At 26.7% G+C, this 24,841-nt stretch carries 27 protein-coding genes; 11 read left to right on the forward strand and 16 right to left on the reverse strand.

Annotated elements, in window-relative coordinates; translation table 11 throughout:
- Positions 1-115: 115 nt before the first annotated feature.
- The 8 genes from B0174_RS12400 to B0174_RS00040 form a co-directional block, all read right to left on the reverse strand.
- Positions 116-643, reverse strand: coding sequence for a PDDEXK nuclease domain-containing protein (locus B0174_RS12400; protein ID WP_407641243.1), 528 nt, complete (start codon positions 641-643; stop codon positions 116-118).
- 50 nt (positions 644-693) lie between these two features.
- Positions 694-894 carry a DUF1016 N-terminal domain-containing protein gene (locus B0174_RS12405; protein WP_205663476.1) on the reverse strand — a complete coding sequence of 67 codons (201 nt, stop codon included), beginning with the start codon at positions 892-894 and terminating at the stop codon, positions 694-696.
- A 157-nt stretch (positions 895-1,051) separates the two neighbouring features.
- Positions 1,052-2,017: a DUF2971 domain-containing protein gene (locus tag B0174_RS00015; RefSeq protein ID WP_108557586.1), complete on the reverse strand. Its 966-nt coding sequence runs from the start codon at positions 2,015-2,017 to the stop codon at positions 1,052-1,054.
- Positions 2,014-2,661 carry an energy-coupling factor ABC transporter ATP-binding protein gene (locus tag B0174_RS00020; protein ID WP_108557587.1) on the reverse strand — a complete coding sequence of 216 codons (648 nt, stop codon included), beginning with the start codon at positions 2,659-2,661 and terminating at the stop codon, positions 2,014-2,016. The genes B0174_RS00015 and B0174_RS00020 overlap by 4 nt, the downstream gene beginning before the upstream one ends.
- Entirely contained in the window at positions 2,658-3,299 is a 642-nt protein-coding gene (locus B0174_RS00025) for an energy-coupling factor transporter transmembrane component T family protein (RefSeq protein ID WP_108557588.1), read from the reverse strand. The genes B0174_RS00020 and B0174_RS00025 overlap by 4 nt, the downstream gene beginning before the upstream one ends.
- A 3-nt stretch (positions 3,300-3,302) precedes the next feature.
- Positions 3,303-3,722, reverse strand: coding sequence for a hypothetical protein (locus tag B0174_RS00030; protein WP_108557589.1), 420 nt, complete (start codon positions 3,720-3,722; stop codon positions 3,303-3,305).
- Positions 3,719-4,318 (reverse strand): cobalt transporter CbiM, encoded by a 600-nt coding sequence (gene cbiM, locus B0174_RS00035; protein WP_108557590.1) that lies wholly within the window; start codon positions 4,316-4,318, stop codon positions 3,719-3,721. The genes B0174_RS00030 and cbiM overlap by 4 nt, the downstream gene beginning before the upstream one ends.
- A 1-nt stretch (position 4,319) precedes the next feature.
- Positions 4,320-5,042, reverse strand: a complete 723-nt coding sequence (locus B0174_RS00040) for a DUF4198 domain-containing protein (RefSeq protein ID WP_108557591.1) — start codon at positions 5,040-5,042, stop codon at positions 4,320-4,322.
- Between the two features lie 212 nt (positions 5,043-5,254).
- Between B0174_RS00040 and B0174_RS00045 the strand changes: the two genes are divergently transcribed.
- Complete coding sequence (locus B0174_RS00045; protein WP_108557592.1) at positions 5,255-7,240, forward strand: methyl-accepting chemotaxis protein; 1,986 nt, start codon at positions 5,255-5,257, stop codon at positions 7,238-7,240.
- Between the two features lie 43 nt (positions 7,241-7,283).
- Here B0174_RS00045 and B0174_RS00050 read toward each other — a convergent pair whose 3' ends face one another.
- Both B0174_RS00050 and B0174_RS00055 read right to left on the reverse strand, forming a co-directional pair.
- Entirely contained in the window at positions 7,284-9,143 is a 1,860-nt protein-coding gene (locus B0174_RS00050) for a diguanylate cyclase (RefSeq protein WP_133174779.1), read from the reverse strand.
- 114 nt (positions 9,144-9,257) lie between these two features.
- A complete protein-coding gene (locus tag B0174_RS00055; protein WP_108557594.1) occupies positions 9,258-10,505 on the reverse strand; it encodes a BaiN/RdsA family NAD(P)/FAD-dependent oxidoreductase in 1,248 nt (415 codons plus the stop codon).
- Positions 10,506-10,574: 69 nt separating this feature from the next.
- Here B0174_RS00055 and B0174_RS00060 point away from each other — a divergent pair, with 69 nt between their 5' ends.
- Entirely contained in the window at positions 10,575-11,399 is an 825-nt protein-coding gene (locus B0174_RS00060; protein ID WP_108557595.1) for a polysaccharide deacetylase family protein, read from the forward strand.
- 51 nt (positions 11,400-11,450) lie between these two features.
- Complete coding sequence (locus B0174_RS00065; RefSeq protein ID WP_108557596.1) at positions 11,451-12,554, forward strand: DUF808 family protein; 1,104 nt, start codon at positions 11,451-11,453, stop codon at positions 12,552-12,554.
- Positions 12,555-12,564: 10 nt separating this feature from the next.
- Here the strand turns inward: B0174_RS00065 and B0174_RS00070 are convergent, their stop codons facing one another.
- Complete coding sequence (locus B0174_RS00070) at positions 12,565-13,266, reverse strand: DUF481 domain-containing protein (protein ID WP_108557597.1); 702 nt, start codon at positions 13,264-13,266, stop codon at positions 12,565-12,567.
- Positions 13,267-14,775 carry a B12-binding domain-containing radical SAM protein gene (locus B0174_RS00075; RefSeq protein ID WP_108557829.1) on the reverse strand — a complete coding sequence of 503 codons (1,509 nt, stop codon included), beginning with the start codon at positions 14,773-14,775 and terminating at the stop codon, positions 13,267-13,269.
- 103 nt (positions 14,776-14,878) lie between these two features.
- Between B0174_RS00075 and B0174_RS00080 the strand changes: the two genes are divergently transcribed.
- The 4 genes from B0174_RS00080 (at position 14,879) to B0174_RS00095 (ending at position 18,774) form a co-directional block, all read left to right on the forward strand.
- Positions 14,879-15,181 (forward strand): DUF3817 domain-containing protein, encoded by a 303-nt coding sequence (locus B0174_RS00080; RefSeq protein ID WP_108557598.1) that lies wholly within the window; start codon positions 14,879-14,881, stop codon positions 15,179-15,181.
- Positions 15,182-15,646, forward strand: a complete 465-nt coding sequence (locus tag B0174_RS00085; protein ID WP_108557599.1) for a DUF420 domain-containing protein — start codon at positions 15,182-15,184, stop codon at positions 15,644-15,646.
- An 81-nt stretch (positions 15,647-15,727) separates the two neighbouring features.
- A complete protein-coding gene (locus B0174_RS00090) occupies positions 15,728-16,960 on the forward strand; it encodes a cytochrome-c peroxidase (RefSeq protein ID WP_108557600.1) in 1,233 nt (410 codons plus the stop codon).
- Positions 16,957-18,774 (forward strand): multiheme c-type cytochrome, encoded by a 1,818-nt coding sequence (locus B0174_RS00095; protein ID WP_108557601.1) that lies wholly within the window; start codon positions 16,957-16,959, stop codon positions 18,772-18,774. Before B0174_RS00090 ends, B0174_RS00095 begins: the two co-directional genes overlap by 4 nt.
- An 18-nt stretch (positions 18,775-18,792) precedes the next feature.
- Here B0174_RS00095 and B0174_RS00100 read toward each other — a convergent pair whose 3' ends face one another.
- The 3 genes from B0174_RS00100 to thiI are packed head-to-tail and all read right to left on the reverse strand — an operon-like array spanning position 18,793 to position 22,856.
- The gene (locus B0174_RS00100; protein WP_108557602.1) at positions 18,793-19,497 is read right to left on the reverse strand and encodes an alpha/beta fold hydrolase; all 705 of its coding nucleotides are present in this window, start codon (positions 19,495-19,497) and stop codon (positions 18,793-18,795) included.
- Complete coding sequence (locus B0174_RS00105; RefSeq protein WP_108557603.1) at positions 19,497-21,386, reverse strand: YdgA family protein; 1,890 nt, start codon at positions 21,384-21,386, stop codon at positions 19,497-19,499. Before B0174_RS00105 ends, B0174_RS00100 begins: the two co-directional genes overlap by 1 nt.
- 9 nt (positions 21,387-21,395) lie before the next feature.
- Positions 21,396-22,856, reverse strand: a complete 1,461-nt coding sequence (gene thiI, locus B0174_RS00110; RefSeq protein WP_108557604.1) for a tRNA uracil 4-sulfurtransferase ThiI — start codon at positions 22,854-22,856, stop codon at positions 21,396-21,398.
- Positions 22,857-22,975: 119 nt separating this feature from the next.
- Here thiI and B0174_RS00115 point away from each other — a divergent pair, with 119 nt between their 5' ends.
- From B0174_RS00115 to trxC, 4 genes are all read left to right on the forward strand, one after another.
- Positions 22,976-23,173: a hypothetical protein gene (locus B0174_RS00115; protein ID WP_108557605.1), complete on the forward strand. Its 198-nt coding sequence runs from the start codon at positions 22,976-22,978 to the stop codon at positions 23,171-23,173.
- A 26-nt stretch (positions 23,174-23,199) separates the two neighbouring features.
- Positions 23,200-23,457 carry a hypothetical protein gene (locus B0174_RS00120; protein WP_108557606.1) on the forward strand — a complete coding sequence of 86 codons (258 nt, stop codon included), beginning with the start codon at positions 23,200-23,202 and terminating at the stop codon, positions 23,455-23,457.
- A gap of 92 nt (positions 23,458-23,549) precedes the next feature.
- On the forward strand, positions 23,550-23,945 hold the full coding sequence (locus B0174_RS00125) for a DUF3010 family protein (RefSeq protein ID WP_108557607.1): 396 nt from the start codon (positions 23,550-23,552) through the stop codon (positions 23,943-23,945).
- A 48-nt stretch (positions 23,946-23,993) separates the two neighbouring features.
- Complete coding sequence (trxC, locus tag B0174_RS00130; RefSeq protein ID WP_108557608.1) at positions 23,994-24,416, forward strand: thioredoxin TrxC; 423 nt, start codon at positions 23,994-23,996, stop codon at positions 24,414-24,416.
- Between the two features lie 69 nt (positions 24,417-24,485).
- On the opposite strand, the gene B0174_RS00135 is transcribed toward trxC, so the two are convergent.
- Positions 24,486-24,839 carry a cupin domain-containing protein gene (locus B0174_RS00135; RefSeq protein WP_108557609.1) on the reverse strand — a complete coding sequence of 118 codons (354 nt, stop codon included), beginning with the start codon at positions 24,837-24,839 and terminating at the stop codon, positions 24,486-24,488.
- Positions 24,840-24,841 lie beyond the last annotated feature (2 nt).

Raw genomic sequence — 24,841 nt, forward strand, 5'->3', positions numbered from 1 at the left:
ATTTTATTATAATAGAGTTAGAAGTCATAGTTATTTAGGAAATTTATCACCTGTTAAATTTGAAGAAAAACAAGAAAAAGAAAAAGTGTTACAATCTGAAATGGTGGCTTAGGGATTAGCAAAAAAGTGTATGTTTTTTAGTTACCTCTCCAATAAGCCTTTTTAGTTTACGATTATAAAAAAGTAAATCAATATAAAAATCATCATTACCAATTTGAACTCTTTTTTGTCTAGCTACAAAAGAAAAACCATTTCCAAGTTCTAAAATAAAACTTTCCATATCTCGCAAAATTGCATCTTCCAAATCTTTTTCCAAATATCTATCGTTTAGCTCTAAAAAATCCAAAATATAAGGGTCTTTTAAAATCATATTAGCAGAGACAACACCCTCTTTTAGTTTTTCTATTTCATAAGATATTAGTTCATCAGGTTTTTTTGAAAGAGCCGTTCGTTCATAAAGCATTGAGTCGATTCTATTTCTTAATGTTCTTACACTCCATTTATCTAAACTACTCATTTGTGCGTAAAATTCTATTTGTAAAGTATCTTCAATTGGCAATAATTCTCTAAAATGAGACCAACTTAATTTTTGCGACAGTGTGGCAACATTTTGAAAAGTGAAAATTTGAGAAAATTTCATCATCCTAGAAAGTGAAGAATAACTATAACCCTTACCAAACTCTTGAGTCAAATTTATAGATAGTGTGTTTGCAAAATCTCTTTTCCATACTCAGCACGACTATTTTTCAAAATCTCTTCATTAATTTTGAAGCCTATTTGCCAATACATCAAAGTCAAAGTTGAATTTACACTAACAGCAACATTTTGTTTTGTGATTTCAATGAGGTTTTTCAAATCTTCAAGTAAAGATTTGTTTTCAATAAATTTTTCCATTTTGATTTCCTTTTTTGAAAATCATAACAAAAAAATTTATTTATCTTAAAAAATATTGCAATTTGTTATCTTTTAGATTTTCTTATTTAGCGTATTTCAGTTGTTAAGTAATACTTGACAACTGAATTTCCAACAAAATATTTTTAACTTTCAGAAATCAATTTTTAAATATCTCTTCTATTTCTTTTTTACTTATAAAATAATTCGGAGTAGGTAAATTCTTGATTTTATTTTCGTAGCTTATAAAAAATACTGGATTATCTTTAGTACCTTTTGTAGAACTTTTAGAAACATCAATAACTTTTTCACATAAAGGCTCTTGCTCAACTATAACTATTGCTTTTTTTATCAAATCTTCATAAGGTTTTTCATCTTCCAAAAGATATGGAACAAATTTATTTACCTTATTTTTATAAATAGATTCATCTTTAAAAATATCCTCTATTTCAATTTTTTCTAATGCATATAAATCCTTTTCATGATCCATTTGGTAGTATTTTATACCTCTACCTTTTAGTTTTTCCATTATTGATTCAATAGTATTTTTATCTGTTCTATATCCAAAATATATAGATTTTACAGCTCTAGTAAAATAAGTAAAGATACCTTGAAATGGTGTTAAAATTCTAATTTCATCTTCATGCTTCCAAGATAAACTTTTTGTTACTAAGCTTTTTTTCGAAATGCTAATATCGAATATACTTCCTAAATTTATAATTGGAACATTTTTTGAATATTTAACATCAAAAAAGTTATCTTCATTACATGGATATTGTTTCAATATATCGAAATCATATTCAATACAAAAACCTTTATGAGAATCTGCATAATAAGCCCACAATAATTCATTTTTGTAATCTTTACTTAAAGAATAAACTCCAGAATTTTTATATATTTGCATTAAATTATTTAAATCTTTTTTTATAGAAATATCAAAAGTAGAAGCACTATTTTTTACAAGCAAATCAAAAAGTTCTATTTCTTGATTATCAACTATAATTTTCCCTTCGTGAACATCATTCAAGTTTTCCATACTTGATGCATAAAATTGACTATTCATCAAAGCTTCAATATCTCGAGTTGTGCCACTTCTATATTTATATATATCTATCAAATGACTCATTTTCCCAAACCCCCACCATCCAGCCTATAAACAGTCGAAGTCAAGCTTTCTATGAAACTTCTATGGTGGGATACTATAATCATTGATTTTTTGATTGCATTTAAAATCTCTACTATTCGTTTTTCGCTTTGTTCATCTAGGGCATTTGTGGGTTCATCTAAAAGTAGGATTTTTGGTTTTAGGATTAGAAGTCCTGCAAGGGCTACTATTTTTTGTTCACCTCCACTTAAATCGAAAATTACTCTATCTTTTAAGTGGGTTATTTTTAGTTCTTTTAAAATCATTTCACCTTGGATTAAGGCTTCGTTTTTTGAAACTCCTTTTGCCCTTAGAGAAAAAATCACATCTTCTATAACTGTTGGGCATAAAAAGTGATTTGTTACATCTTGGGGTAAATATCCTATGTCGCTTCTGTATTTTGAGAAATCTTTTAAATCATTTATTTTGTTGTGAAAAACTTCCACATAACCTGAACTTGGGCTTATTAGTCCTGCGATTATTTTTAGAAGTGTACTTTTTCCGCTTCCATTTGAGCCTATTATTGCTATTTTTTCTTCATGTCCTAGATTCAAAGATATATCATTAAAAATCTCTTTATCATCGTTTTTGTATGAAACGGCTCTTAAATTTATGGAACAACTCATATGTATAAAACCTTTATTAAAAAAATACTTAGAATAAAAAATAAAACCAAAATATCTTTTTGGCTAATTTTATTGTTTTCAAGCAAAAACATTTGTGAATTAAAACCTCGTGCGATCATACTAAGTCTCATATCTTGGGATTTTTTGATTGCTTTTATGAACATCATAGCAAAAATATTCCCAAAGGTTTGATAAACAAACATAGAAGTTTGAACTTTAAAACCTCTAGCTTTTAGGCTATTTTTGATATTTTTAAACTCTTTTAATAAATACTCTATTAAACAAATCGTGAAATAAAATATTGAGATAAATTTGGGACTTACTTTTAGAGTATTAAATCCTCTTACTATATCAAAACCTTTGGATTTATAAAATATTGTGATATTAAAAAGCAAAATTAAATTTGTTCGTAAAAACAACTCTATTGCCATTTGAGAGTTTTGAAAAAGTACAAAAATCACTAAAACTATAATAAAAAAGTTTAACAAAAATAGCTTTTTTAATATCTTTATTACATCTTTTCTCTCATAAATCAAAACCAATAAAACTGGCAAAATATAAAAATATTCCAAAGAAGTAAAAGCTACAAAAAAAGAGAAAAGTAAAGAAACGATGAGTTTTATAGCTTCATTATTCATTGATTATTTTGTTTTTCTTTTTACTTTTTTTAGAATATAAAAAATCACTGCTATTAAAAATAATGAAATCAATATCTTTATATGTTCATCGTTCTTTTGTTTTTCTATATGAGTTTCTAATAATTCATTTTTTATATTTTCAACTACAACATCCTGTTTTACGATATGTCCACCTGATGCGTTTATTGTGATTTCTATTTCTTTATATTTTGAAGGAAAAATATATTTTCCTTTTTCATCTAAAATATCTTCTAAAATAATATTTCCACCATTTTTTATAATCAATTGACAATTTATACAAGGATCACCACTTGCGAAATATGAATAAATATTTACACCATTTTCTTCATTTGTCACAAAAAGATTTATTTTATGAGCAAATAAAGAACTAGTTATTAGTAAAAATAAAATTACTTTTTTCAAATCAATCCTTTTAAGATTTTTGGGTATGTTTTTTTGATAAACATAAGTAAAAACATAGAAATAAATCCTTCGATTGTCATAGTTATTATATTAACTGTAAATATACTATAAGCAGCCCATTCATATTGGGGTTTTGAAAAATATAAAATAAGAACTAAAAATAAAGTAGCAAAAAATGCTCCTAAAAATCCTATTAAAAAAAATCTTATTTTTTCATTTATTTTTAAAAATATTTCAGTTTTATTTATATGATAAATTATAAGTGCAGGTGTCGCCATAACAAAAAGATTAACCCCAATTGAAGCCACTCCACCATAACCCAAAAGTAATGCTTGTAAAATCAAAGCGATTAAAATAGAAATAAAACTACTAATTCCTAAAAATATCCCAATTACACCCAAAAGAATAAGATGTATTTGTGTGACTCCAAAAGGAATATGAATAAATGAAGCAATAAAAAACATAGCACTAGCAACGGCTGCTAGTGGTATTTCATCCTCTTTTATTGTTTTAATAGCTTTATAAAAAGCAAATAAACTAACACTTGAAACCACAACTGTTGCTTCAAGGGATAAAACACCATCTGCTATATGCATTTTAGTAAGCCTTTACCCAAATTAAAGCACCGTTTTCAACAGGATAATTTTTCCCATCTGTGTATTTTAATTCACCCTCTTCTATCAAAGCTGCAAATCCCCACCAACCTTTGTGATTCATTACAAAAGAAAAAACTCCATTAGCATCTGTTTTTACGACTTGTGTTACATGGGCATCATTTGGTGCTTTTAAACCAAAGTCATTATAAGCTTCAACTTCTACTTCTACATTAGCTGCTGGTTTTCCATCATGCAAAACTTTTCCTTGAAATAAATTTCCAGAATACAAACCAAAAGGTTTAGTAAGAGGAATAATTTCATATTTTAAACCAATTGGTTCATCCCAAGCATCTTCTAATCCAAAAGCACTAACTATTAGTTTTGGAACATGGGAAATGAATTTTTCTTCTGCTGGTTCAAAATACGGCTGTGGTTGTACAAAAAACTTATAAACTCCAGGAGTTTTTATATCATAAGAACTATTCCATGATTTATGCCCAAGTTTTGTGGTTTCACTTAGGTTTAATTTATTATTTTTTGAATTTACAAAAACCTCAGGTTTTTCCAAAGTCATACCTGTTTGTTCAAAAGGATGTATAAAAGATATATCCAAATCTACTTTTGATTCCTTTTGATTATTTACATTATCTGTGTTTGACATAAATGTAAGAAAGTGCGCATTTGCGTAGAGTGTAGCAAAAATTAAAAATATAATTTTTTTCATTTTTTTCTCCTAAAAATTTTTATTAATTATATTCACTATGCTTTTATGAAAGTATAAATTTATATATTTCTTATATATTTTTAGAACTAAAAACACTAATTTTTTTGCTTAAATTACAATTAATCTTGTCAAGTATAAAATTATTTAATTTAAGCTAAAGTTTTGCTTAATATTTGTAACATTCATTATCATTTCTTAAAAAAGGATTAAACTTGCTGAAAAACACCTCTACAAAACGAAAACTTCTACTCTTACCAATAGCCTTTATCTTTATTGTAATAATATCAGCCTTGATATTTAGCTATTTTGATAATATTGAAAAACGACAAACAAACGCAGCAGGACAGACTGATTTATTCATTCAACAAGTTTTAAAAGGAAGAATATCTGTTTATCAATTTTTAAGAAGCCCCGATGAATCAAAAGCAAAAATAGTTAAAGATGATTTTGAACTTTTAAATAATTATGTTTTAAAGTTAAAACCAATATTAGTTGTAAAAGAAAATATTGATTTATGTGATGTAATTGTAAATGAATCAAAAAATTATATAAAAAGCTTTGATGAAATGTCACAAAAAAGAATACCTGATTATAAAAATGGAATAGAAAAAGAGACTCCTGAAATATTAGCCGTAATAACAAGAATGGTTGATATTGGATTGAAACTTGAAAACCAACTAGCTCTTATAAATAAGAATACTATTGAGAGAAAAGAAAAAGCAATAAATACAATGAATATAGCATTAATCGCAATTGCACTTATTGCAATCATATTTTTTGTTACTTTTTCGCTTGTTTTATCAAATCAATTAATAACAACTTTAAATAATTTCCAAAAAGGACTATTGAGTTTCTTTGGTTATCTAAATAAAGAATCAACAACAGTTGAAATGTTAGACGATGCAAATCATGATGAATTTGGAAATATGGCAAAAATTGTAAATGAAAATATTTCTAAAACAAAAAGAACTATAGATTCTGATAATGTGTTTTTAGAAGAGATAAATCAAATTGCTATAACAATCAAAGAAGGATTCTTAAATAAAAGATTAGAGAATAAAACAGAGACACAAAGTTTAGAAGAGCTAAGACATCATATAAATGATATGCTTTTAAGTCTTCAATTAAGAGTTTGTACAAATATAAATGATATAAGCCTTGCTTTAGAAAAATATGCAAAACTTGATTTTACACACAGAATCAAAGGTTGTAATAGTGGCGTTACTGTCGGATTAAATAACCTTGCAGACATTATAAATGATATGCTTGTTGAAAATAAATCAAATGGATTAACTTTGGGAGAAAGTAGTCATATCCTTCTTAAAAATGTTGATACTTTAAATAGAAATTCAAATGAAGCAGCTGCTGCTTTAGAAGAAACTGCTGCAGCTGTTGAAGAGATTTCAAGTAATATTTCAAACAATACAAATAATATTGTTAAAATGTCACAATTAGCTTCAAGTGTAACTGATTCAGCTTCAAAAGGTGAAAAATTAGCAAACCAAACAACAGATGCAATGAATGAAATAGATAAAGAAGTAAATGCGATAAATGAAGCAATTACAGTAATTGACCAAATAGCATTCCAAACAAATATTCTTTCATTAAATGCAGCCGTAGAAGCAGCAACTGCTGGAGAAGCTGGAAAAGGATTTGCAGTTGTAGCAGCAGAAGTGCGAAACCTAGCTTCAAGAAGTGCAGATGCTGCAAAAGAGATAAAAATTCTTGTTGAAACTGCAACTAAAAAAGCTGACCAAGGTAAAAAAATATCAGAAGATATGATTAGTGGTTATAAAATGCTAAATGATAATATTTCACAAACAATTGAACTAATAAAAAATGTTGAAGGTTCAAGTAAAGAGCAATTAGCTGGAATTGAACAAATAAATGATGCTATTAGCGCCCTTGACCAACAAACTCAACAAAATGCAATAATTGCTACACAAACTTATGAAGTAGCTATTCAAACAGATACAATAGCTAAATTAGTTGTTTCAAATGCAAATGCAAAAGAGTTTATTGGTAAAAATGAAGTTACTGCAAAAGTTTTAGAAAATAAACCAACTTCAACTCAAACACCTACAAAAAATATACCTACAAAAACTACAACTCCAAATAAAATCACTTCAAATATAAAACGCGATACAAAAGTAGTTTCATCAAATACTAAAGATGACGATGAATGGGCAAGTTTCTAAAACTTGCCTAGTTAATTGTCTTATATTGTATTACTTTATATTATTAAAATTTCTCCACTAACTCATAAAATTTAATAGTATTTCGCCCTGATTCTTTAGCCTCATACATGGCTGAATCAGCGCATCTAAAAATATTTAAAGAACTTATTTGTTCTCCTTTAAACATACAAACACCAATACTAGCCGTACAATAATGTTTTATATCTATATTTTCTTTTTTTTCATTTATAATATTAAATTCATATGCTTGAGATAGATATATTCTTATCTTTTCAACTACTTTAAAAATATTTTCTTTTGATATATCTTTATTTTCATCAAATTCATCAAAAACTATTACAAATTCATCTCCACCCAATCTTGCAACTACATCGAGTTTTCTAATACTATTTTTTAATCTATTGGCAACTTCAATCAATAATAAATCACCAACATTATGTCCATAAGTGTCATTTAGAGGTTTAAAATTATCCAAATCAATAAAAACCAAAGCACAATACTTTTGACTTCGTTCACTTTTTGACATTATAAAACTCATTTTATCATTAAGAGAACGACGATTTGGTAATTTTGTAAGGCTATCACGATATGCTAATTGTTCTATTTTTTCCTGTAATTCTTTACGTTTTGTAATTTCCCTTGTAACACCATGATAACCAATAATATTTCCTTCTATATCCATTTCTTGTTTGGATAATATTTCACCCCAAATTATACTTCCATCTTTACATTTATGTTGAAGTTCTATTGTAAAAGGAGATAATCTAATACCTTTTTCTAATGATTCTAATCTTTCTTTTATTTCTTTCTTAATAATAAAAATACTTTCATCAGTAAATAATTCGAATACACTTTTTCCTATAACTTCACTTGCTTTATAACCTCGAAAACGTTCATCTGATGGGCTTATATAAGTAATTATAAAATTGGTATTTATTTTCCAAATTACATCATTTATATCTTCTGTTAATTGTCGATAAAGAGTTTCACTCTCTTTTAGTTTATTTTCGACAATTTTACGTTGAGTTATTTCGCTTCTTAATCTATAAATCCAATAAATTACAACTAACAAAATAAATAATGTTCCAAGAGCATAAAAAATTATAGTTTTTACATCTATTCCACGGTCTACATTTAACCAATAATTAAACATTTTTTGTATTTCATCTTCTGGTAAAGATTTTACAGCTTTATTTAAAATAGAGAGAAGTTCAACATTATTTTTTGTAACTGCAAAACCTTGATTACTAAAATATTCTGTTTGACCTGAAAAACGCAAATTTGAGAAATTATATTTTTTAATTATATTATCAGCAAGACCCACATCTCCAACATAAGCATCAACTTTTCCTATATTTGTTAACTCTAAAGCTTCTTTTGTACTATTCACAACTTCAAGTTTAATATTTGGATAATTATTTTCTAAAAGTTCTTCCATAAAATAACTTTTTTCTACAGAAACTTTTTTATTATTTAAATATTTTAAGCCAGCAATAAAACTATTTTTCCCATTATCTATAATAATAACCGGACTACTTCTATAATATTGTGTAAAATTAAGATATTTATTTCGCTCAGGAGTATTTGTAATACTTGTAATCATATCAATCTTTCCATCTTTTGCAAGATTTATGATTTCATCCCAAGATTTATTAGTAACTATTTGAAACTTTATACCAATAACTTTTTCAATTAGTCTCAGATACTCAATAACAACACCTTTATATTCATTATTTTCGAGCCATTCATAAGGAGCATAATCTTTGTCAACTCCGACTTTTATAATAGGATGTGAGCTTAACCAATCTTTTTCATTTTGAGTTAAAACAAAAGGAATAAAATCTGTTTTTTCTTGTGCAAAAATATTTACATAAGAAAAAAGGAAAACTAAAATAATTGCCAAGTGGTAATTTTTAATTTTAAAATACTGCAAATAGACATCTCCAAATATTATATTATTTTGGATTATAGCTTTATATATAAAAAATACAATAGCAGACAATAACGGTATTTTTATTTATAAACTTATCGTTTTCCCCGCCAAATTTCCACTTGAAAAAGACCATTGAAGATTATATCCACCACAAGGGCCGTCTATATTTACAACTTCTCCACAAAAATATAAACCATCTATTAGTTTACTTTGCATAGTTTTTGAGTCTATTTCTTTAAGTTCAACTCCACCTCTTGTAATCATGGCATTTTTAAATCCCTCATGTCCTATTACTGTAAGTGGTGTCCATGCTAGGGTTTTTATTAATTTTTCTCTTTTTATTCCATCTATATTTTTGAACTTTTCAGCTGAGTTTATTTCACAAATATTACAAATCTCTTGGGCTACACTCAAAGCTAAAAGAGAAGTAAGATTTTCTAAAACTGTTGCCGTTGGATTTTTTTCTATCTCTTTTTTTAGATGTGTATAAATTTGCTCTTCATTTTTACCTTTTAAAAAACTAATTAAAAGTGGCACTTCATCATATTTTGCCAAAATAGGAGTAAGTTCTCTGGCAAAATCTAAAACTACTGGACCTCTTATTCCGTTATTTGTAAAAATCAAATCACCTGTTAGTTTTAGTTTTTTGTATTTAGCAATATCTACTTTTAAAATTGCTTTTGCGATTGTATCAGCCTTACAAGCTGCGAAGTTTTTCTCTTTTGTAAAAAGTGGCATCATTGCTGGATGAAGTGATGTAACTTCATGCCCAAACTCTTTGGCAAAAATATATCCATCACCAGTTGCTCCAAGGGTTGGATAACCTAACCCACCCGTTGCTAGGATAATATTTTTTGATTTGTAAATATTTGATTGGCTAGTTATAATAAAAATATCATCTTTTTTTTGAATAGTTTGTATTTCAACAGAACAATCAACTTTTACTTTTAATCTTTCAAGTTCATCATCCAAAGCTTTTAAAATAATTCCAGAACTATGTTCAAGTGGAAATACTCGAAAACCATCTCGGGCAATTGTTTCAACTCCAATACTAGCAAAAAAATCTCTTAAATCATTTGCATTAAAAGCTTCAAGTGCATGGCTCATAAATCGTCCATTTTTACCAAATTTTGCCATAAATTCATCAGTTGATAAAGTATTTGTAAGATTACATTTTCCTCCACCTGTGGCTTTTAATTTTGCTGCTATTTTTGATAATTTTTCTAGTAATAAAACACTTTTATTTTCTTTTGCAGCACTTATACTTGCCATGATACCAGCTGGTCCGCCACCTATTACAATTACATCAAAAACTTTATTTTTTTCTTGCATTAATCAACTTTTTTATTAAATTTTCATATAGTATTATTTATTATATCTATTTTGTTATTAGGAAAATCCATGAAAAAGTCAATTGTCTTTTCTTTATTATTTGCTCTTGGTTTTAGTGCTTGTGCAAAAACTGCAAGTGATAGTTATTTTAGTGAGCAACCAAGTAGTTCTAAAAAAGAGTATGAAATTTTTAGAAAAAATATTGCTCTTGAATTTGAAAATCAAACTCCAAAACAATGGGGAGAAAACGCAACAGGTGTAAAAACTAAACTTGACACAAATGAAAAAGTAATAGCACTTACAATGGATGCTTGTGGAAGTCCATTAGGAATGGGTTATGATGAAAAATTAATTAATTTTTTAGAACAAGAAAATATTCCAGCAACTTTATTTATAAATGCTAGATGGATAGATAAAAATCCAAAAATTTTCAAAACATTAGCATCTAAACCTCAATTTGAAATTGCAAATCATGGATTAGAACACAAACCAGCATCTGTAAATGGTAAATCGATTTACAACTTAAAAGGAACAGCAAATGCTGAAGAGTTAATTGATGAAATTGAATTAAATGCCAGAAAAATAGAGTCAATAACTCATAAAAGACCAAAATATTTTCGTTCAGGAACAGCATATTATGATGAAGTTGCTGTAAAAATTGCCAATAAACTAAACCATCAAATAATTGGATTTTCTATTTTAGGAGATGCGGGAGCTACTTTTTCTGCTAAAAAAGTAAAAGAGGCTTTCTTAAAAGCAAAAAAAGGTGAAATAGCAATAATTCACATGAATCATCCTGAATCTCAAACAGCAATTGGAACAATTGAAGCTATAAAAGAGCTAAAAAAAGAGGGTTTTCGATTTGTTAGATTAGCAGATTATAAACTAAAATAAAAAGACCGATTTTTATTTATGATAAAATAACAAAAAAATTTAGGAATATTAATGGCAGGAATTTTAGGATATTTATCCATTTTAGCAGATGATGTTAGTTCATTAGCTGGAAAAACTATGGCAACAACCGCAAAATCATTAGTAACTTCACTTGATGATGTGGGATTACTTTTTGATGACATTGCAACTTATACAAAACTTGCAAGTATAAAATCATCTGGACTTGTAGTTGATGATTTAGCTGCAATTGCAAATTTTACAAATGAAACAACATCTGATATTTTAAAAAATGAATTAAAAAAAGCAAAAACAGTTGATGAATTTAAACAAAATATTGAAAAACTTGATGAAAAAGCTCAAAAAGAGATTTTAGATGAATTAGAAAAAATCAGACAATCAGCAATTTTAGAAGCAAAAAGAAAAGCTGCATTAAGAGAACTTCCAATAGTTTATAAAATTGCTATGGGAAGTTTTAAAAACAAATTTATCATTATTCCAGCTGTTTTATTAATGAGTTATATCGTTCCTTGGTTAATTTCTCCTATTTTGATTTTGGGTGGAATTTATTTAGCTTATGAGGGAGTTGAAAGTGTTTTAGAAAAACTTGGAACTCATCATGAAGTTGCAGATGAAAAAGAGACTATTAAAGAGCTTTCAACTGAAAAATTAGAAAATGAAAAAGTAAAAGGTGCGATTAAAACAGATTTTATTTTATCTTTTGAAATTATTGTTATAACACTTAGTTTGATTGCAAATACAAACTTTTTGACAAAAGTTTCTGTTTTAGTTTTAGTTGGAATTTTAACAACAGTTTTTGTATATGGAATTGTAGCTTTAATCATAAAACTTGATGATATAGGTTTTTATTTACAAGAAAAAAGAAGCCCTATTTTACAAACTATTGGAAATGGATTTGTAAATTCAATGCCTTATATTATAAAGACAATTAGTATAGTAGGAATAATAGCCATGTTAGCTGTTGGTGGTGGAATATTTGTACATGAAACTCACATATTACACTCTTTTGATAATATTATAAAATCTATTCCAATGGGTGGATTTTTGAGTGAAATAATTATTGGAACAATTATTGGATTTATAGCTGTAAAAGTTGTTCCTATTTTTTCAAAACTGTTTAAAAAAAGTAACTCTTAACTAAAAAGATTTAAAAATCAACTATTAAAGAAGTTAAAAACTTTGTATCAAGTTTCTCTTTTTCAGTTTTGTTAGTATAATCCATATTATAACTAACTCCTAAAGATAGGTTTTCTGTCATTTTAACACCAATTGCAGAATCACTTACAGCAAAATACTTTTCACTATCTTCAAAAGATGCTAAATAACTTAACATTTGTTTAAATTCAACACTTTTAGAAAATCTGTATTTATAGTTTAATTCAGTTCTTCCAGCTAAATAATCATCTTTTAAACCATTATTATATCTATCATAAGCGTAATCTAAACCACCTTGAATATCAAGTGTTTGAGTTTTATCTTCAAGAAATTTATATCCAAGACCCGGACCAAAATTTAATCTATAATCATAATCTGACAATTCATCTTTAATATAATTTATTCCTATATTTGAGTATAGTTTTTTTGTTATCATGTGATTATAATCTAGTTCTAAATTATATTTATTTGCGGAAGTACTATTTTCATTTTCATTATATAACATACTTCCCTTTGCTCTTATACTTTCTGTATCACTTAAAGCTGCTGTACCCTCAAGTTTTGAAGAAAAAGTAGTTGTATTTGTATTTCCACTTGTTTGAACATACGATAGTTCTAAATGTTTATCAATATCTAAAGCATAACTTGAAGTTGTTATTAAACCTATAATAAAAAAATTATTTAAAAATCTCATTTATTCACTCCTTAACTGTTGTCTTTTATTTGCTTTTGAAACATCTTTTTGTGTAAAGTCATTATTTTGTGGAATAATTTTTTTCAAAAAAGGTGGTATATTTCTTCCACCTACTTTCATAACATCTTCTAAAATTGTATTTGCAATTAACTCTTTTTCATGTTTCGATGACATAAATTCATATAAAAATTCAGCCATTCTATCAAGTGAAATTTTATATGTTGATTCACTTCTTTTATATAACCATTTACTTAAAGCATAGAAATTTTCAAAAACTTTTCCATCTTCAAAAAGTAACGCTGTTGTTTTTTGAAAATTTCCACTGTTGTAAATAATATCCCAAAATCTTGCGAATCTTTTCATATCTTGCATAAGTGAAAAACTAATCAAGTCATTTTTTAAAATATCATAAGGTGGTGAATCATTATAAACCATTCCATAAACTTTGTCGTGTCTATCAAGTGTTGTTCCTGATAATTTTTTCAAAATTCCTACTTGAATTTCACCCGTTGATAAAGTATAAAGTTGATTTAAATTTCTTCCAAAACTCTCTATATCTTCACTTGGAAGCCCAATTATTAAGTCAATATGCATATGTGCATGGGTTTCTTGTGATAAAAATTTTAAATTATCTTTGATTTTATCAATTTTCAAATTTCTATGAATCTCTTTTGCAACATCAAGATTTAGCGTTTGAATACCAACTTCAAGCTGTAAACAACCTGGTTTAAACTGTTTTATTAAACCTCTTAGTTCTTCAGGAAAATTATCAGGAATTACCTCAAAATGTAAAAAATAATCTTCTTGTTTTGCTAAAAAATAATCTAAGATTGCTTTTGCATAAGATATTTTGATATTAAAAGTTCTATCTATAAACTTGAAATTTCTAGCACCTCTATTCCAAAGTTTATCTATTTCATTTAAGAAAATATCAACATCTAAATATCTCATTTTTGTCTCTATTGAAGATAAACAAAACTCACATTCAAAAGGACAACCTCTTGCATTTTCCACATAAATATGTCTGTTTTTTATATCAAAATCAGTGTAATCATCATAAGGAAGTGCAATTTTTTCAAAATCTACTTTTGGTGAAAATATTACTTTTGGCTGAGTGCAAGTTCCATCTAATATCTCTTTACAAAGAGTATAAAAACTATCTTCTCCCTCACCACTAATTATATAATCAACCACATCAAAGTTCACTCTACGAGGAGTAAAACTAACCTCTGGACCACCTACAACTATAATAGTTTCAGGTGATACTTTTTTTATTATTTTTACAAGTTCACCTACATCAAAAGCATTCCAAATATATACAGCAATTCCTATAATCTTTGGTTTTTTATCTAGTATTTGTTCTGCTATTGTTTGAACTGATGAGTTTATTACAAACTCTAAAATCTCAGCTTGGGGTTTTAATTCTCTTAAATTTGCGTATAAATATCTCAAACCCAACGAGCTGTGAGAAAATCTTGAGTTTAAAGTTGTTAGTATTATGTTTTTCATTCGCGATTGTAACACAAGTACTTAGTGTTTTAGATAATGTGTTTTTATTAACCTTTCATAAACCAAACTTTTATATACTCAGTTTTTATTTAAAAGGAAGATTATGAAAAACGACACTTTTTCGAGATTTAGGATTATTTCAATTATAGAAGGTTTATCTTATTTAATATTAGTTTTTATAGCAATGCCATTAAAATATATGTTTGATTATCCCTTGGCTGTAAAAGTTGTAGGAATGAGTCATGGAGTTTTATTTATACTGTTTTTTGTAGCTTTAGTTATGGCTATGAATAGATATAAATGGAAATTTTTAGGTTTTCAATTATTTGTTTATTCATTAATTCCATTTGGTTTTATTTTAATTGAAAGAATTATTATGAAATCTCCTGCTAAAAAACTAAAATAAATGCTTTTTCCCAAGGGGTTTTTAGGAACAGCGGCTCCTTTTTATTTGGATTTAGCAACTGTTTATTTTGCAATATTGCCCTTTTTACTGGCTATTAGCATATTTTTTGCAATAAAAAAGCATTATAAAAAACACTTTATTTCACAAGCTGTGATTTTGGGTGTTACTTTATTTATAGTTGTGATATTTGAAATTGGTATTAGAATTTCAGGTGGATTTATTGAGTATTCAAAATATAGTAATATTTCCTATGATTTTATGTTATTTTTCTTAATAATTCATATTTTAATAGCAATAGCAGCAGTTGCAGGATGGTTGTTTTTATTTATTTCATCTTATAAACAATACAAAAACAATACTCTAAATGTAACTTCTCACAAGAAAATAGGAAAAGCTATTTTTACAGCTTTGAGTATTAGCTCTATTATGGGAGTTTGTATCTACTTTTTTTTATTTGTTTTTTAAAAACTTGATTTTTTACAATTTTTATTATTTCTAATTTTGTTATGATGTAAAATATTACATAAAACAAAATATAGGAATAAAATGAAATCATTTTCACAAGTTATAATCATAGCTTTTATCTTCATATCATTTTTGTTATTTTTACCAAATCTTACAAAAGAAAGAAATTTTAAAACTTATACTGATTCTCAACTAAGAGCTACTGCAAATGCAAAAGGATTAAAAGCAATTCCAAACAGTTATGAAGAGCTTTTAAAAATAAGTGATGATGAAAATAACCCTATAAATCTAAAAAAAATAGCCTTAGGAAAAGAACTTTTTTTTGATACAAAACTCTCTTTAGATGACACAATTAGTTGTGCCACTTGTCATATGATTAGTAAAAATTCTGATGATAAAAAGATTATTTTAAATGCAATTACTTCAAAAAAAACACCAAATGATTTAAAAGACGCAAATAACTGCGTAATTTGTCATTTAAGTGATGAAAGTGGAACGGATAGATTATCAACTTCTATTGGATACAAAGGTGCTACAAATCCTCATCATCTAAATACTATGACTATTTTAAACTCTTCTTTGGCTAAATATCTTACATGGAATGGTGAAATAAAAACTTTAGAACAACAAATTAGCAACTCAATACAAGCTCCTTCTAAAATGAATATAAAAGCTGATGATCTTGTAAAAAAACTAAAAAATGATAAAAAATATATATCTGACTTTAAAGAAGTTTTCAAAGATGAAATAAAAGAAAATCAAGATTATCTAAGTTTTGAAAATATTCAAAAAGCAATAGCTGTTTATGTAAAAACTTTACTTACAAGAAGTAGCTTTGATGAGTTTTTAGAAGGAAACAATGAATCTATTTCAAAAGATGCAAAAAGAGGATTAGTAAATTTTATGAATTTTGGATGTAGTGGTTGTCACACAGGAATGAGTGTTGGAGGTCAAAGTGTTCAAAGATTTCCTCTTCGTCATTTCGCTGGAATTCATGATTTACGACCAAATTTAGGCTCTCCACCTGATTTTAAAATAATAGATGAAACTTTTCCTTTTGAAAATAAAGGCGGTTATTTAGGAAGATCTGACACTCAATTTTTTAGAGTTCCAATTTTGAGAAATGTTACAAAAACTTCACCATATTTTCATAATGGCGCCGTTGATAAAATAAGAGAAGCAGTTGAAATAATGGGAAGACACCAAGTAGGATTAAATTTATCAGATCAACAAATAGATGAGATTGTAGAATTTTTAAAGACTTTAGAGGGAAATGTAGTAGATTATTCAAAAGATGCAAAGGTTATTAAATGAAAATAATAAATATAAAAGTTCTAATTCTTCTAATATTTTTAAGTGGAATTTTACAAATGGATATATTAAATATTTCATGGGAAAACTTAAGAATTGTATCTGTTGTTCATATTTTCACTTCAATTTTTCTTTGTATTTTTTATATTATTCCTTTTGTAAACAAACACGCTTACAAATATATTGTGATTAAAAAAGTAAATAGTGTTAGCGGTTGGATTTTAGGATTTGTTTTATTGATGATTGTAATTAGTGGAGTTTATCTTTTTTTTATAGGAAATAAAGGTGGAGATATTTGGGGAATTATAAGTTTTAATATTCATTTATATGGTTCTTTTATACTTTTAATTTTTCTATTCTCTCATAGAAAAAAAGTAAAAACAAATATATTATCTATTGCTGCTCTTCTTTTTACTTTTTCATTTTTAAATATACCTTTGCATAGTGAAACAAAAATCGAAAACAAACTTTTAAATCTTAAAACACCAAAAAATGAAGTTTATCACAATGAAGATTGGACAAACTCAACAAAATGCAAATCTTGTCATAGTGAGATTTTTAATCAATGGGCAAATTCAAATCATAAAAATCTAGTAGAATCAAACCCTTATTATATGGTTATGGAATCAATTGCAGGGGAAGTTGAAGGAGCTGAGTTTAAAAAGTGGTGTATGGGTTGCCACAACCCAAGTGCTTTAACCACAGGGCTTACAAGAACTAGCCATGCTATGGATGATAATTTTTTAGCAAATACTTTATTTGAGTCAAATGCCCAAACATTGGTAAAAACTTTTGAAAAGCATGGAAATACAAGACTTGAAGAGGGTGTTTCTTGTCTTACTTGCCACACAATTACAGATGCCATAAGTGCTGGAAATGCTTCTTATACTTTAGATATAACAAGTAGAAAAAAATATCCTTTTGAAGATGATGAATCAACTGTGGGGAAATATTTAGGGCATAAATTTATAAATGCAAAACCAAATGTACACAAAGATAGTTATATGAAACCTTTGTACAAAGAGAGCAAATATTGCGCTTCTTGCCATGATGAAACATCACCTACTACAAATAAACAAATAGTATCAACATTCAAAGAGTGGGAAGCATCGCCTTATAATAACAAAGAAGATAAAACAAAAAATAAAACTTGTATAGATTGTCATATGACATATTTAAAAGATGATAAGTTTGCTCCATTAAACGGAGTTTCTACTGATGGTGGAGTTGTTAAAAAAGATGTAAAAGTTCACTATTTTGCAGGTTCAAATCATTTTTTAGCTGGTTTAAAAGATAAAAACCATGAAGATCAAGTATTACAACTTTTAAGAACATCAGCAAAACTTGATGTTGATATAAAAGATAATCAAGTTCATGTGGGAGTTGAAAATGTGGGTGCTGGTCATCATTTACCAACGGGCGTTGCTGATTTTAGAGAGTTATGGCTTGATATTACAATAGTTGATGCAAATGATAAAATAGTATTTTCAAGTGGAAAACTTGATATTAATGGCGATTTAAAAGCAGATGCAAGACCATTTATGAAAGTGTTTGGGGACAAAGATGGAAAGGCTGTAGGTTTACTGTTTTGGAAGTATGAGAAGCTTTTAAGCGATACTAGAATCCCTGCAAAAACAAGAAGAGTTGAAAGTTATGATTTGCCTAAAGATTTAAAATATCCATTAAAAGCCATGGTAAAACTAAACTTTAGGATTTATCCTCAATCAATTACTTCAATGGTTCAAAAAGCATTTCCAGAGCTTCCAAATCCTCCTGTTGTAGAACTTGAAAAACTTGAACAGATTTTTGAAAAGTAGTTTGTTTAAAAGAGAGTTTTAAAAACTCTCTTTCATCCAATCTTTTATATATGTACTTAAAAGCATTGGTTCTTCCAAAGGAATATTATGGCTTGTTCCAACTCTATTAATTATATTCATATTATGATTATCAAGAAGCAACTTTTTAATAGCTTCTTGATTCAAAAGTCTGTCATTAATACTGTAAAAAAACCAAATTGGAATACTTAAGTTTATTAAATCTTCAAATAAATCTTTTCGATAAAAAGTACTTGTAAGTTGAGAAATAAAAGTCTCTTTTCCAAGTTCCATAAACATATCTTGAATGATTTTAATTAACTCATCATCATTTTGGTTTTTTTCTTCTACTAAAGATTTTGCTTTTTTATAACTTAATCCTAAAAAACCTTCTTGTTCAATTACTGCAAATTTTTGTTTTCTTCTTTCAATTTCTGCTTCAGTTGAGTTTCCAGGAGTTGCTGCAACTGAAAAAAGTCTATTTACTCTATTTGGATATGTTATTGCAAAATATGATGCGATATATCCTCCTAGTGAAAAGCCTAAAAGATTTACTTTTTCTTCTTTAAATTCATTAAATAATATATCAATAATTTCATCAAAATCTTCACTATGAGGAATTGGTGTATGTACCAATTCATAATCATTTTGCAAAAGAGGAATTATTCTACTCCAAAGCCTATCATCAGTCATAAGCCCTGGAATAAGATATATCTTTTCTTTCATTATCTAACTCTAAATATTGGTATATCTAAGATTTCTATTGGATAACTTTGTTGATCAGTTTCTCCTGTTTGAGGAACAATTTCAGATAATTTTTCTGAAGTATCTACTTCATTTAAAGCACCTGCTCTTAAATATATCTCTAAAGTTTCTAAATCTTTTACATCTATAATAAAAGTTATTTCTTTATCTTTTTTATCAGTCCAATGACTATCCCAACCCTCAGCTAGTAAATATGTAGAAGCAACATTTTGTTGTAAATCACTATTCCAAATTTGACTTCCTGCTTCATAAAAATTTATTTGTTCAAAACTTGTAGTTGTATTTTTAATAATTCTTGAAGAATCCGTAAATTGAGGAAAAGAAACTGAAATTCCTCCACTTGAAACAACTTTTAAAGAAGGAGAATATTTTATATTAAGTTCCAAAAGATTGTCATCTAAAAGTTTGTAATTATAAGTTAAACTTTTTTGTGATACTTTTTTTATTGTTAAATCATCACTTGTATTTTGGTTATTTTCAGTACTTTCACTATTTTCATTTTCTTGAAAAGCATTATCCTCTGATGGAAGTGCTAACTCATTTTTTTCTAAAACTTTTTGATTATTTACATATAAACCATCTTCTTTTAAAAGCACTTCAAATCTTTTTAGATTATTATCAATATCTATAAAACTTATATTTGAGTTTTGTTTTAAATCTAAAAAGCCTTTTAAATTTTGTGCAGTTAAAGCATCTAAATCAACTGTTAATTTTACATCTTCAAATATATCAGTAATATCTTTTGGTTCATTTTCTACCATATTTTTATTTAATTTAAAACTTAAATTAAATTTTAAAGTATCCAAAATTCTTTGTTCATTAACTAAATAATTTGAAGCATTTCCACTTGATTGTATTTCTAAACCACTTTGTGCTAATGATTTAAGATACTCTTCATATCTTTTATCTTTTATATATAAACCTATTTCATCAAGTTTTTTTATTGGTAAATTATTAATATTAAATGATAAAGATGTATTTTTAAGATTTACAGATTCAAAATTGAAGTTTTTTGTTGTTAATTCTTCAAAACTTAAGTCACTTTTTGTATTTATATTTATCTCATCTTTTTCATAACTTGAATTAATTAGTAAATTTTTTATATTAAAAATGCTATCTTTTTCTTGAAATTCAATACTTTTAATTAATGTTTTTGAACTCTCTTTATTTTCATTTTTTTCATAATTAATTGCTATTTCATTTATTAAAAGTAGAGCTCTATTTTCCATATTCATATCAGAAATTTTAAACGAATTAATTGCTAAATTTTTCCCATCTCCTTGAAAACCTCTAATTGTAATAATTATATTTTCATCTGGAATTATTGTATCAATGTCAGCTACTTTATACTCTTTTTTCTCATTTATACTAACTTGTAATTTTTTATCTTTTAATAAATCTAAAAGCCATTTACTACTTGGTTTATCTATTTCTTGAGTAAGATTATTCATAGCTATTTTTGATAACTGCGTTAAATATATATTTGAATAAAGTTTATTTGTAAAGTTTTCAAAAACAAAATCATAATCAAACTTTACACCTGAAAAGAAAAGCTCTTTATCATTTGGTGCAAGAAAAATATATTGTTCTTCAATAGCTTTTTTTAACTCTTCATCATTTATGTTACTTAAAAGCCAAGAAGCTACTTTATCAGGATTTGCAATTTCAAGTTCACCTTTTGCACTTGTATCAATATAATTTGTTGATTGTTCATGTTTTACAATAAATCCATTATTATTAAACTCTTCAATTTTACTATTGATTTCATTATTTATTTTATTTTGATAAGCAAAAAGCGCAGCTGCTATAATTGCTAAAAATACAACAATAATTAAAATATTTCTTTTCATTTTTTTTCCTTATGGTCTATAAACTTTGATATTTGTATAATTTTCAGCATCTCTTAAAAACTGTGCATGAAGCTGACTTAAAATTCCTTTTTCACAATAAAACAAATACTCTTTATCTTGTGGAAGTTTTTTAAATTCACTTTTTAGTTTGTAAAATGGAATTTTTAGTGTTTCAACAGAAGTTTCAATACAATCATCACTTTGTCTAATATCAATAACTGTATATTCTCCACTACTTAAATCACTTATAATTTCCATTTGACCAATTTCACTAATATCTTGATCAATTTCATCTACATTTACAAAAACAGAGTTTTTAACAGCTTCATCTAAAACCGTATAATCAAATCTTCTAGCTTCACTAGCAATTCTTTCAAAATTTCCATGGGTTACTGGATTTTTTGAAATAACACCACAATATTCAGGCATAGCTTCTGCAAATCGTGTTGTTCCTATTTTATTTGCAATATCAATAATATCAGGTTTACTCATCATACAAAGTGGTCTTAAAACCAATTTATTTGTAGATTGGTCAATTAAAGCTAAGTTTCTTAAAGTTTGACTTGAAACCTGAGCTACACTTTCACCCGTTATAAGTGCATCAATACTCATAGAATCCGCTACTTTTTCAGAAGCGATTAACATAAGTCTTTTTAACATAACTCCCATATAAGGTTCACTAACACTTTTGAAAATTTCAGTTACAACATCCTCAAAAGGAATTGTAATAAACTGAACTCTATGAGAACTTCCAAATTTATTCCATAAATAATAAGCCACTTGTTTTACACCAATTTCATGAGCAAGTCCACCAAGATTAAAGAAAATAAAATGAGTTTTCATTCCTCTTTTCATACTTAAATATGAAGCCACAGTTGAATCAAATCCACCTGACATAAGAGAAAGAATAGTTCCTTGAGTTCCTAAAGGAAATCCGCCCATTCCCATATGTTTATGAGTAATAATATTTAATTGAGCAAAATCAAGTTCTATATTAATAGTAACTTCTGCATTTTTTAAAGCAACACCTTTTGCGTCATTCATTGCTAACATATATCCACCAACAGTTTGTTCTATTTGTGGAGATTTAAACTCTTGTGTTCCTGTTCTTTTACATCTAACTACAAAACTTTTACCTTGTATTTCATGTGCGCAAGTTTCATTTACTTTTACTTTTATATCATCTAAAGTATGCATGTTATCAAACTGTATTGCTTCAAGAATTTGTTGAATTCCTGGAGTATCCAATAATCTTTGTCGTACTTGTGCCACAACTTCGATTGGACATACAACTTCTAGTTTGTCAAAAAACTTTTTTAGTTTTATATCACTTGAGACTTTTGATAAGATATTGTTAAGATTATTATAAACCTGAGCAATCATCTGTCTTTTTGCAGTTGAGCCTTTTATCATTATTTCAGTGAAATACTTTATTATAAATTTTTGTGTTTTGATTTCTGGATTAACCATTCTTTGAAGACCTTGTTTGTTTAAATTATAATATATTATAACATAACAGCCTTTTTTTTAGTTTTTTCTATATCTTTTTTTGACATAATACGCACTCATTTTTATCAAAGGCTTAATTTATGCAAGACAACCAATATGAAAAAATAAAAGTATTATTTTTAAAACTAATAGAAGAAACAAAAGAACTAAATGAAGTTGAATTCGAAAAAATTTTAATTCAAGTTTTTAAAGAAAACCCTTTTTCTGATGAAGTAAAAGAGAGATTAGTTATTGACATAGCTAAAATGAGAGAAAAAATAGTAAAAATTTTAATCTAAATTTAAATATATAATAAAGGAAAATCATGGATATCGAAAACTTAGAAGAGTTAGCAAAAGAGTTAAAAAATGATGAAAATAGCACTGTAATCGCACTTTTTGAAGAGTATGCAAAAACTCACAATATAAAAGAAGAAGAGTTAGAACAAATACTATCAAAAAAACATGATTGTTTTAAGTGTGAAAGTTGTCATAAATTTTATTGTTATGATGAATATTCTTTTTTTGATGAAAAATGTATTTATTGTTGTGATGTTGATTCTGAGGATGAAGAAGAGTTTTAAATAAAATATAAAATTTATTACAAAATGCAATAAAATCAATTCAAAATAAATTTCTTTACTATAATTCATTTATATTTTAAACAAGGAATAAAATGAATATTTGTGGAATTGAATTAAAAGCTAATAATACAATTTTAGTTGTATTAAAAAACAAAAAATATATTGAAACAAAAATCAAAAAAATAATAATTGAAGATGATGAAAAACAAGAAGATATTAGAAAATTCTGTAATGAATTTTTAGATTTTTTACAAACAAATGAGATTGAAAAAATATTTATCAAAAAACGAGGGAAAAAGGGGGCTTTTTCAGGTGGAGCAGTTACTTTTAAGATGGAAGGACTGATTCAGCTAAATCCTCTTTGTTCTGTGGATTTATTATCGGCTCAAACTATTAGTACTTTTGAAAAGAAAAATGAAATAAATTTCCCAAAAGAACTTAAAAAATATCAAGAACAAGCATATTTAACAGCTTTTTGTAATCTTTAAAATAGAATGGTATAATTTAATTATAAAAAATTTAAAGAGGTGATTAAAATGAGAGTAATTTGTCCGAATTGTTTAAGTATTAATAATGTTCCAAAAAAAGATTCTTATTTAAAAGCAAATTGTGGAAAATGCAAAGAGTCACTTTTGGATAATAAACCAATAAATCTAAGCGATGCAAACTTTGATGAAATAATTGTAAATAGTGAAATTCCAGTAATTGTAGATTTTTGGGCGCCTTGGTGTGGACCTTGTAAAATGTTTGCTCCAATATTTACAGAAGTTGCAAAAAAATATCCACTAAAAGCAGTTTTTGCAAAAGTAAATACAGAAGCTGAACAAACTTTAGGTGGAAAATACAATATTAAATCAATTCCAACTTTGATAATTTATAAAAATGGTGTTGAAGTAAAAAGAATAAGTGGAGCTTTAGATCCATTAAGATTATCAAATTTAGTAAATGAATTTATTTAGAATTTAAAAAGTGTTTATATCTGTGAGTGTAAGTATAAAATAAACCCATAAAAATGGGTTTATTTTTCTTTATAACATAGAAATTTTGTCTTCTTTAGTTGTAATCATACATAAAAACTCATATTCGCTACCATAACAGGCATCATATTTGTGAGCAACTCCAGCTGGAATATAGATAAAATCTCCTGCTTTTGCATGATACTCTTCATCACCAACTATTACTTTTGCTTCACCTTTTAACACATATTGTTGATGTTGAATTTCATTTATGTGATTTGGCATTGAACCATCAATTGCAAGAGTAACTTTTCTAACGATAAAATCTTTATCTTTTTTTGGAGACAAAACAGCAATAGAAGCATTTACAGTTTTTGGAATACAACTTGACTCAAATGTTTGTGAGTTTTTTAAATATTTGTTCATCT

It is taken from the genome of Arcobacter caeni (assembly GCF_003063245.1).
In the GTDB taxonomy this organism is placed as follows: Bacteria; Campylobacterota; Campylobacteria; order Campylobacterales; family Arcobacteraceae; genus Aliarcobacter; species Aliarcobacter caeni.

What these genes read in the sequence shown, in the direction of transcription:
- B0174_RS12400 (WP_407641243.1), bottom strand. Translation starts at nt 643, where the DNA reads ATGATGAAATTTTCTCAAATTTTCACTTTTCAAAATGTTGCCACACTG.
- B0174_RS12405 (WP_205663476.1), bottom strand. Translation starts at nt 894, where the DNA reads ATGGAAAAATTTATTGAAAACAAATCTTTACTTGAAGATTTGAAAAAC.
- B0174_RS00015 (WP_108557586.1), bottom strand. Translation starts at nt 2,017, where the DNA reads ATGAGTCATTTGATAGATATATATAAATATAGAAGTGGCACAACTCGA.
- B0174_RS00020 (WP_108557587.1), bottom strand. Translation starts at nt 2,661, where the DNA reads ATGAGTTGTTCCATAAATTTAAGAGCCGTTTCATACAAAAACGATGAT.
- B0174_RS00025 (WP_108557588.1), bottom strand. Translation starts at nt 3,299, where the DNA reads ATGAATAATGAAGCTATAAAACTCATCGTTTCTTTACTTTTCTCTTTT.
- cbiM (WP_108557590.1), bottom strand. Translation starts at nt 4,318, where the DNA reads ATGCATATAGCAGATGGTGTTTTATCCCTTGAAGCAACAGTTGTGGTT.
- B0174_RS00040 (WP_108557591.1), bottom strand. Translation starts at nt 5,042, where the DNA reads ATGAAAAAAATTATATTTTTAATTTTTGCTACACTCTACGCAAATGCG.
- B0174_RS00055 (WP_108557594.1), bottom strand. Translation starts at nt 10,505, where the DNA reads ATGCAAGAAAAAAATAAAGTTTTTGATGTAATTGTAATAGGTGGCGGA.
- B0174_RS00060 (WP_108557595.1), top strand. Translation starts at nt 10,575, where the DNA reads ATGAAAAAGTCAATTGTCTTTTCTTTATTATTTGCTCTTGGTTTTAGT.
- B0174_RS00065 (WP_108557596.1), top strand. Translation starts at nt 11,451, where the DNA reads ATGGCAGGAATTTTAGGATATTTATCCATTTTAGCAGATGATGTTAGT.
- B0174_RS00070 (WP_108557597.1), bottom strand. Translation starts at nt 13,266, where the DNA reads ATGAGATTTTTAAATAATTTTTTTATTATAGGTTTAATAACAACTTCA.
- B0174_RS00075 (WP_108557829.1), bottom strand. Translation starts at nt 14,775, where the DNA reads ATGAAAAACATAATACTAACAACTTTAAACTCAAGATTTTCTCACAGC.
- B0174_RS00080 (WP_108557598.1), top strand. Translation starts at nt 14,879, where the DNA reads ATGAAAAACGACACTTTTTCGAGATTTAGGATTATTTCAATTATAGAA.
- B0174_RS00085 (WP_108557599.1), top strand. Translation starts at nt 15,182, where the DNA reads ATGCTTTTTCCCAAGGGGTTTTTAGGAACAGCGGCTCCTTTTTATTTG.
- B0174_RS00090 (WP_108557600.1), top strand. Translation starts at nt 15,728, where the DNA reads ATGAAATCATTTTCACAAGTTATAATCATAGCTTTTATCTTCATATCA.
- B0174_RS00095 (WP_108557601.1), top strand. Translation starts at nt 16,957, where the DNA reads ATGAAAATAATAAATATAAAAGTTCTAATTCTTCTAATATTTTTAAGT.
- B0174_RS00100 (WP_108557602.1), bottom strand. Translation starts at nt 19,497, where the DNA reads ATGAAAGAAAAGATATATCTTATTCCAGGGCTTATGACTGATGATAGG.
- B0174_RS00105 (WP_108557603.1), bottom strand. Translation starts at nt 21,386, where the DNA reads ATGAAAAGAAATATTTTAATTATTGTTGTATTTTTAGCAATTATAGCA.
- thiI (WP_108557604.1), bottom strand. Translation starts at nt 22,856, where the DNA reads ATGGTTAATCCAGAAATCAAAACACAAAAATTTATAATAAAGTATTTC.
- B0174_RS00115 (WP_108557605.1), top strand. Translation starts at nt 22,976, where the DNA reads ATGCAAGACAACCAATATGAAAAAATAAAAGTATTATTTTTAAAACTA.
- B0174_RS00120 (WP_108557606.1), top strand. Translation starts at nt 23,200, where the DNA reads ATGGATATCGAAAACTTAGAAGAGTTAGCAAAAGAGTTAAAAAATGAT.
- B0174_RS00125 (WP_108557607.1), top strand. Translation starts at nt 23,550, where the DNA reads ATGAATATTTGTGGAATTGAATTAAAAGCTAATAATACAATTTTAGTT.
- trxC (WP_108557608.1), top strand. Translation starts at nt 23,994, where the DNA reads ATGAGAGTAATTTGTCCGAATTGTTTAAGTATTAATAATGTTCCAAAA.
- B0174_RS00135 (WP_108557609.1), bottom strand. Translation starts at nt 24,839, where the DNA reads ATGAACAAATATTTAAAAAACTCACAAACATTTGAGTCAAGTTGTATT.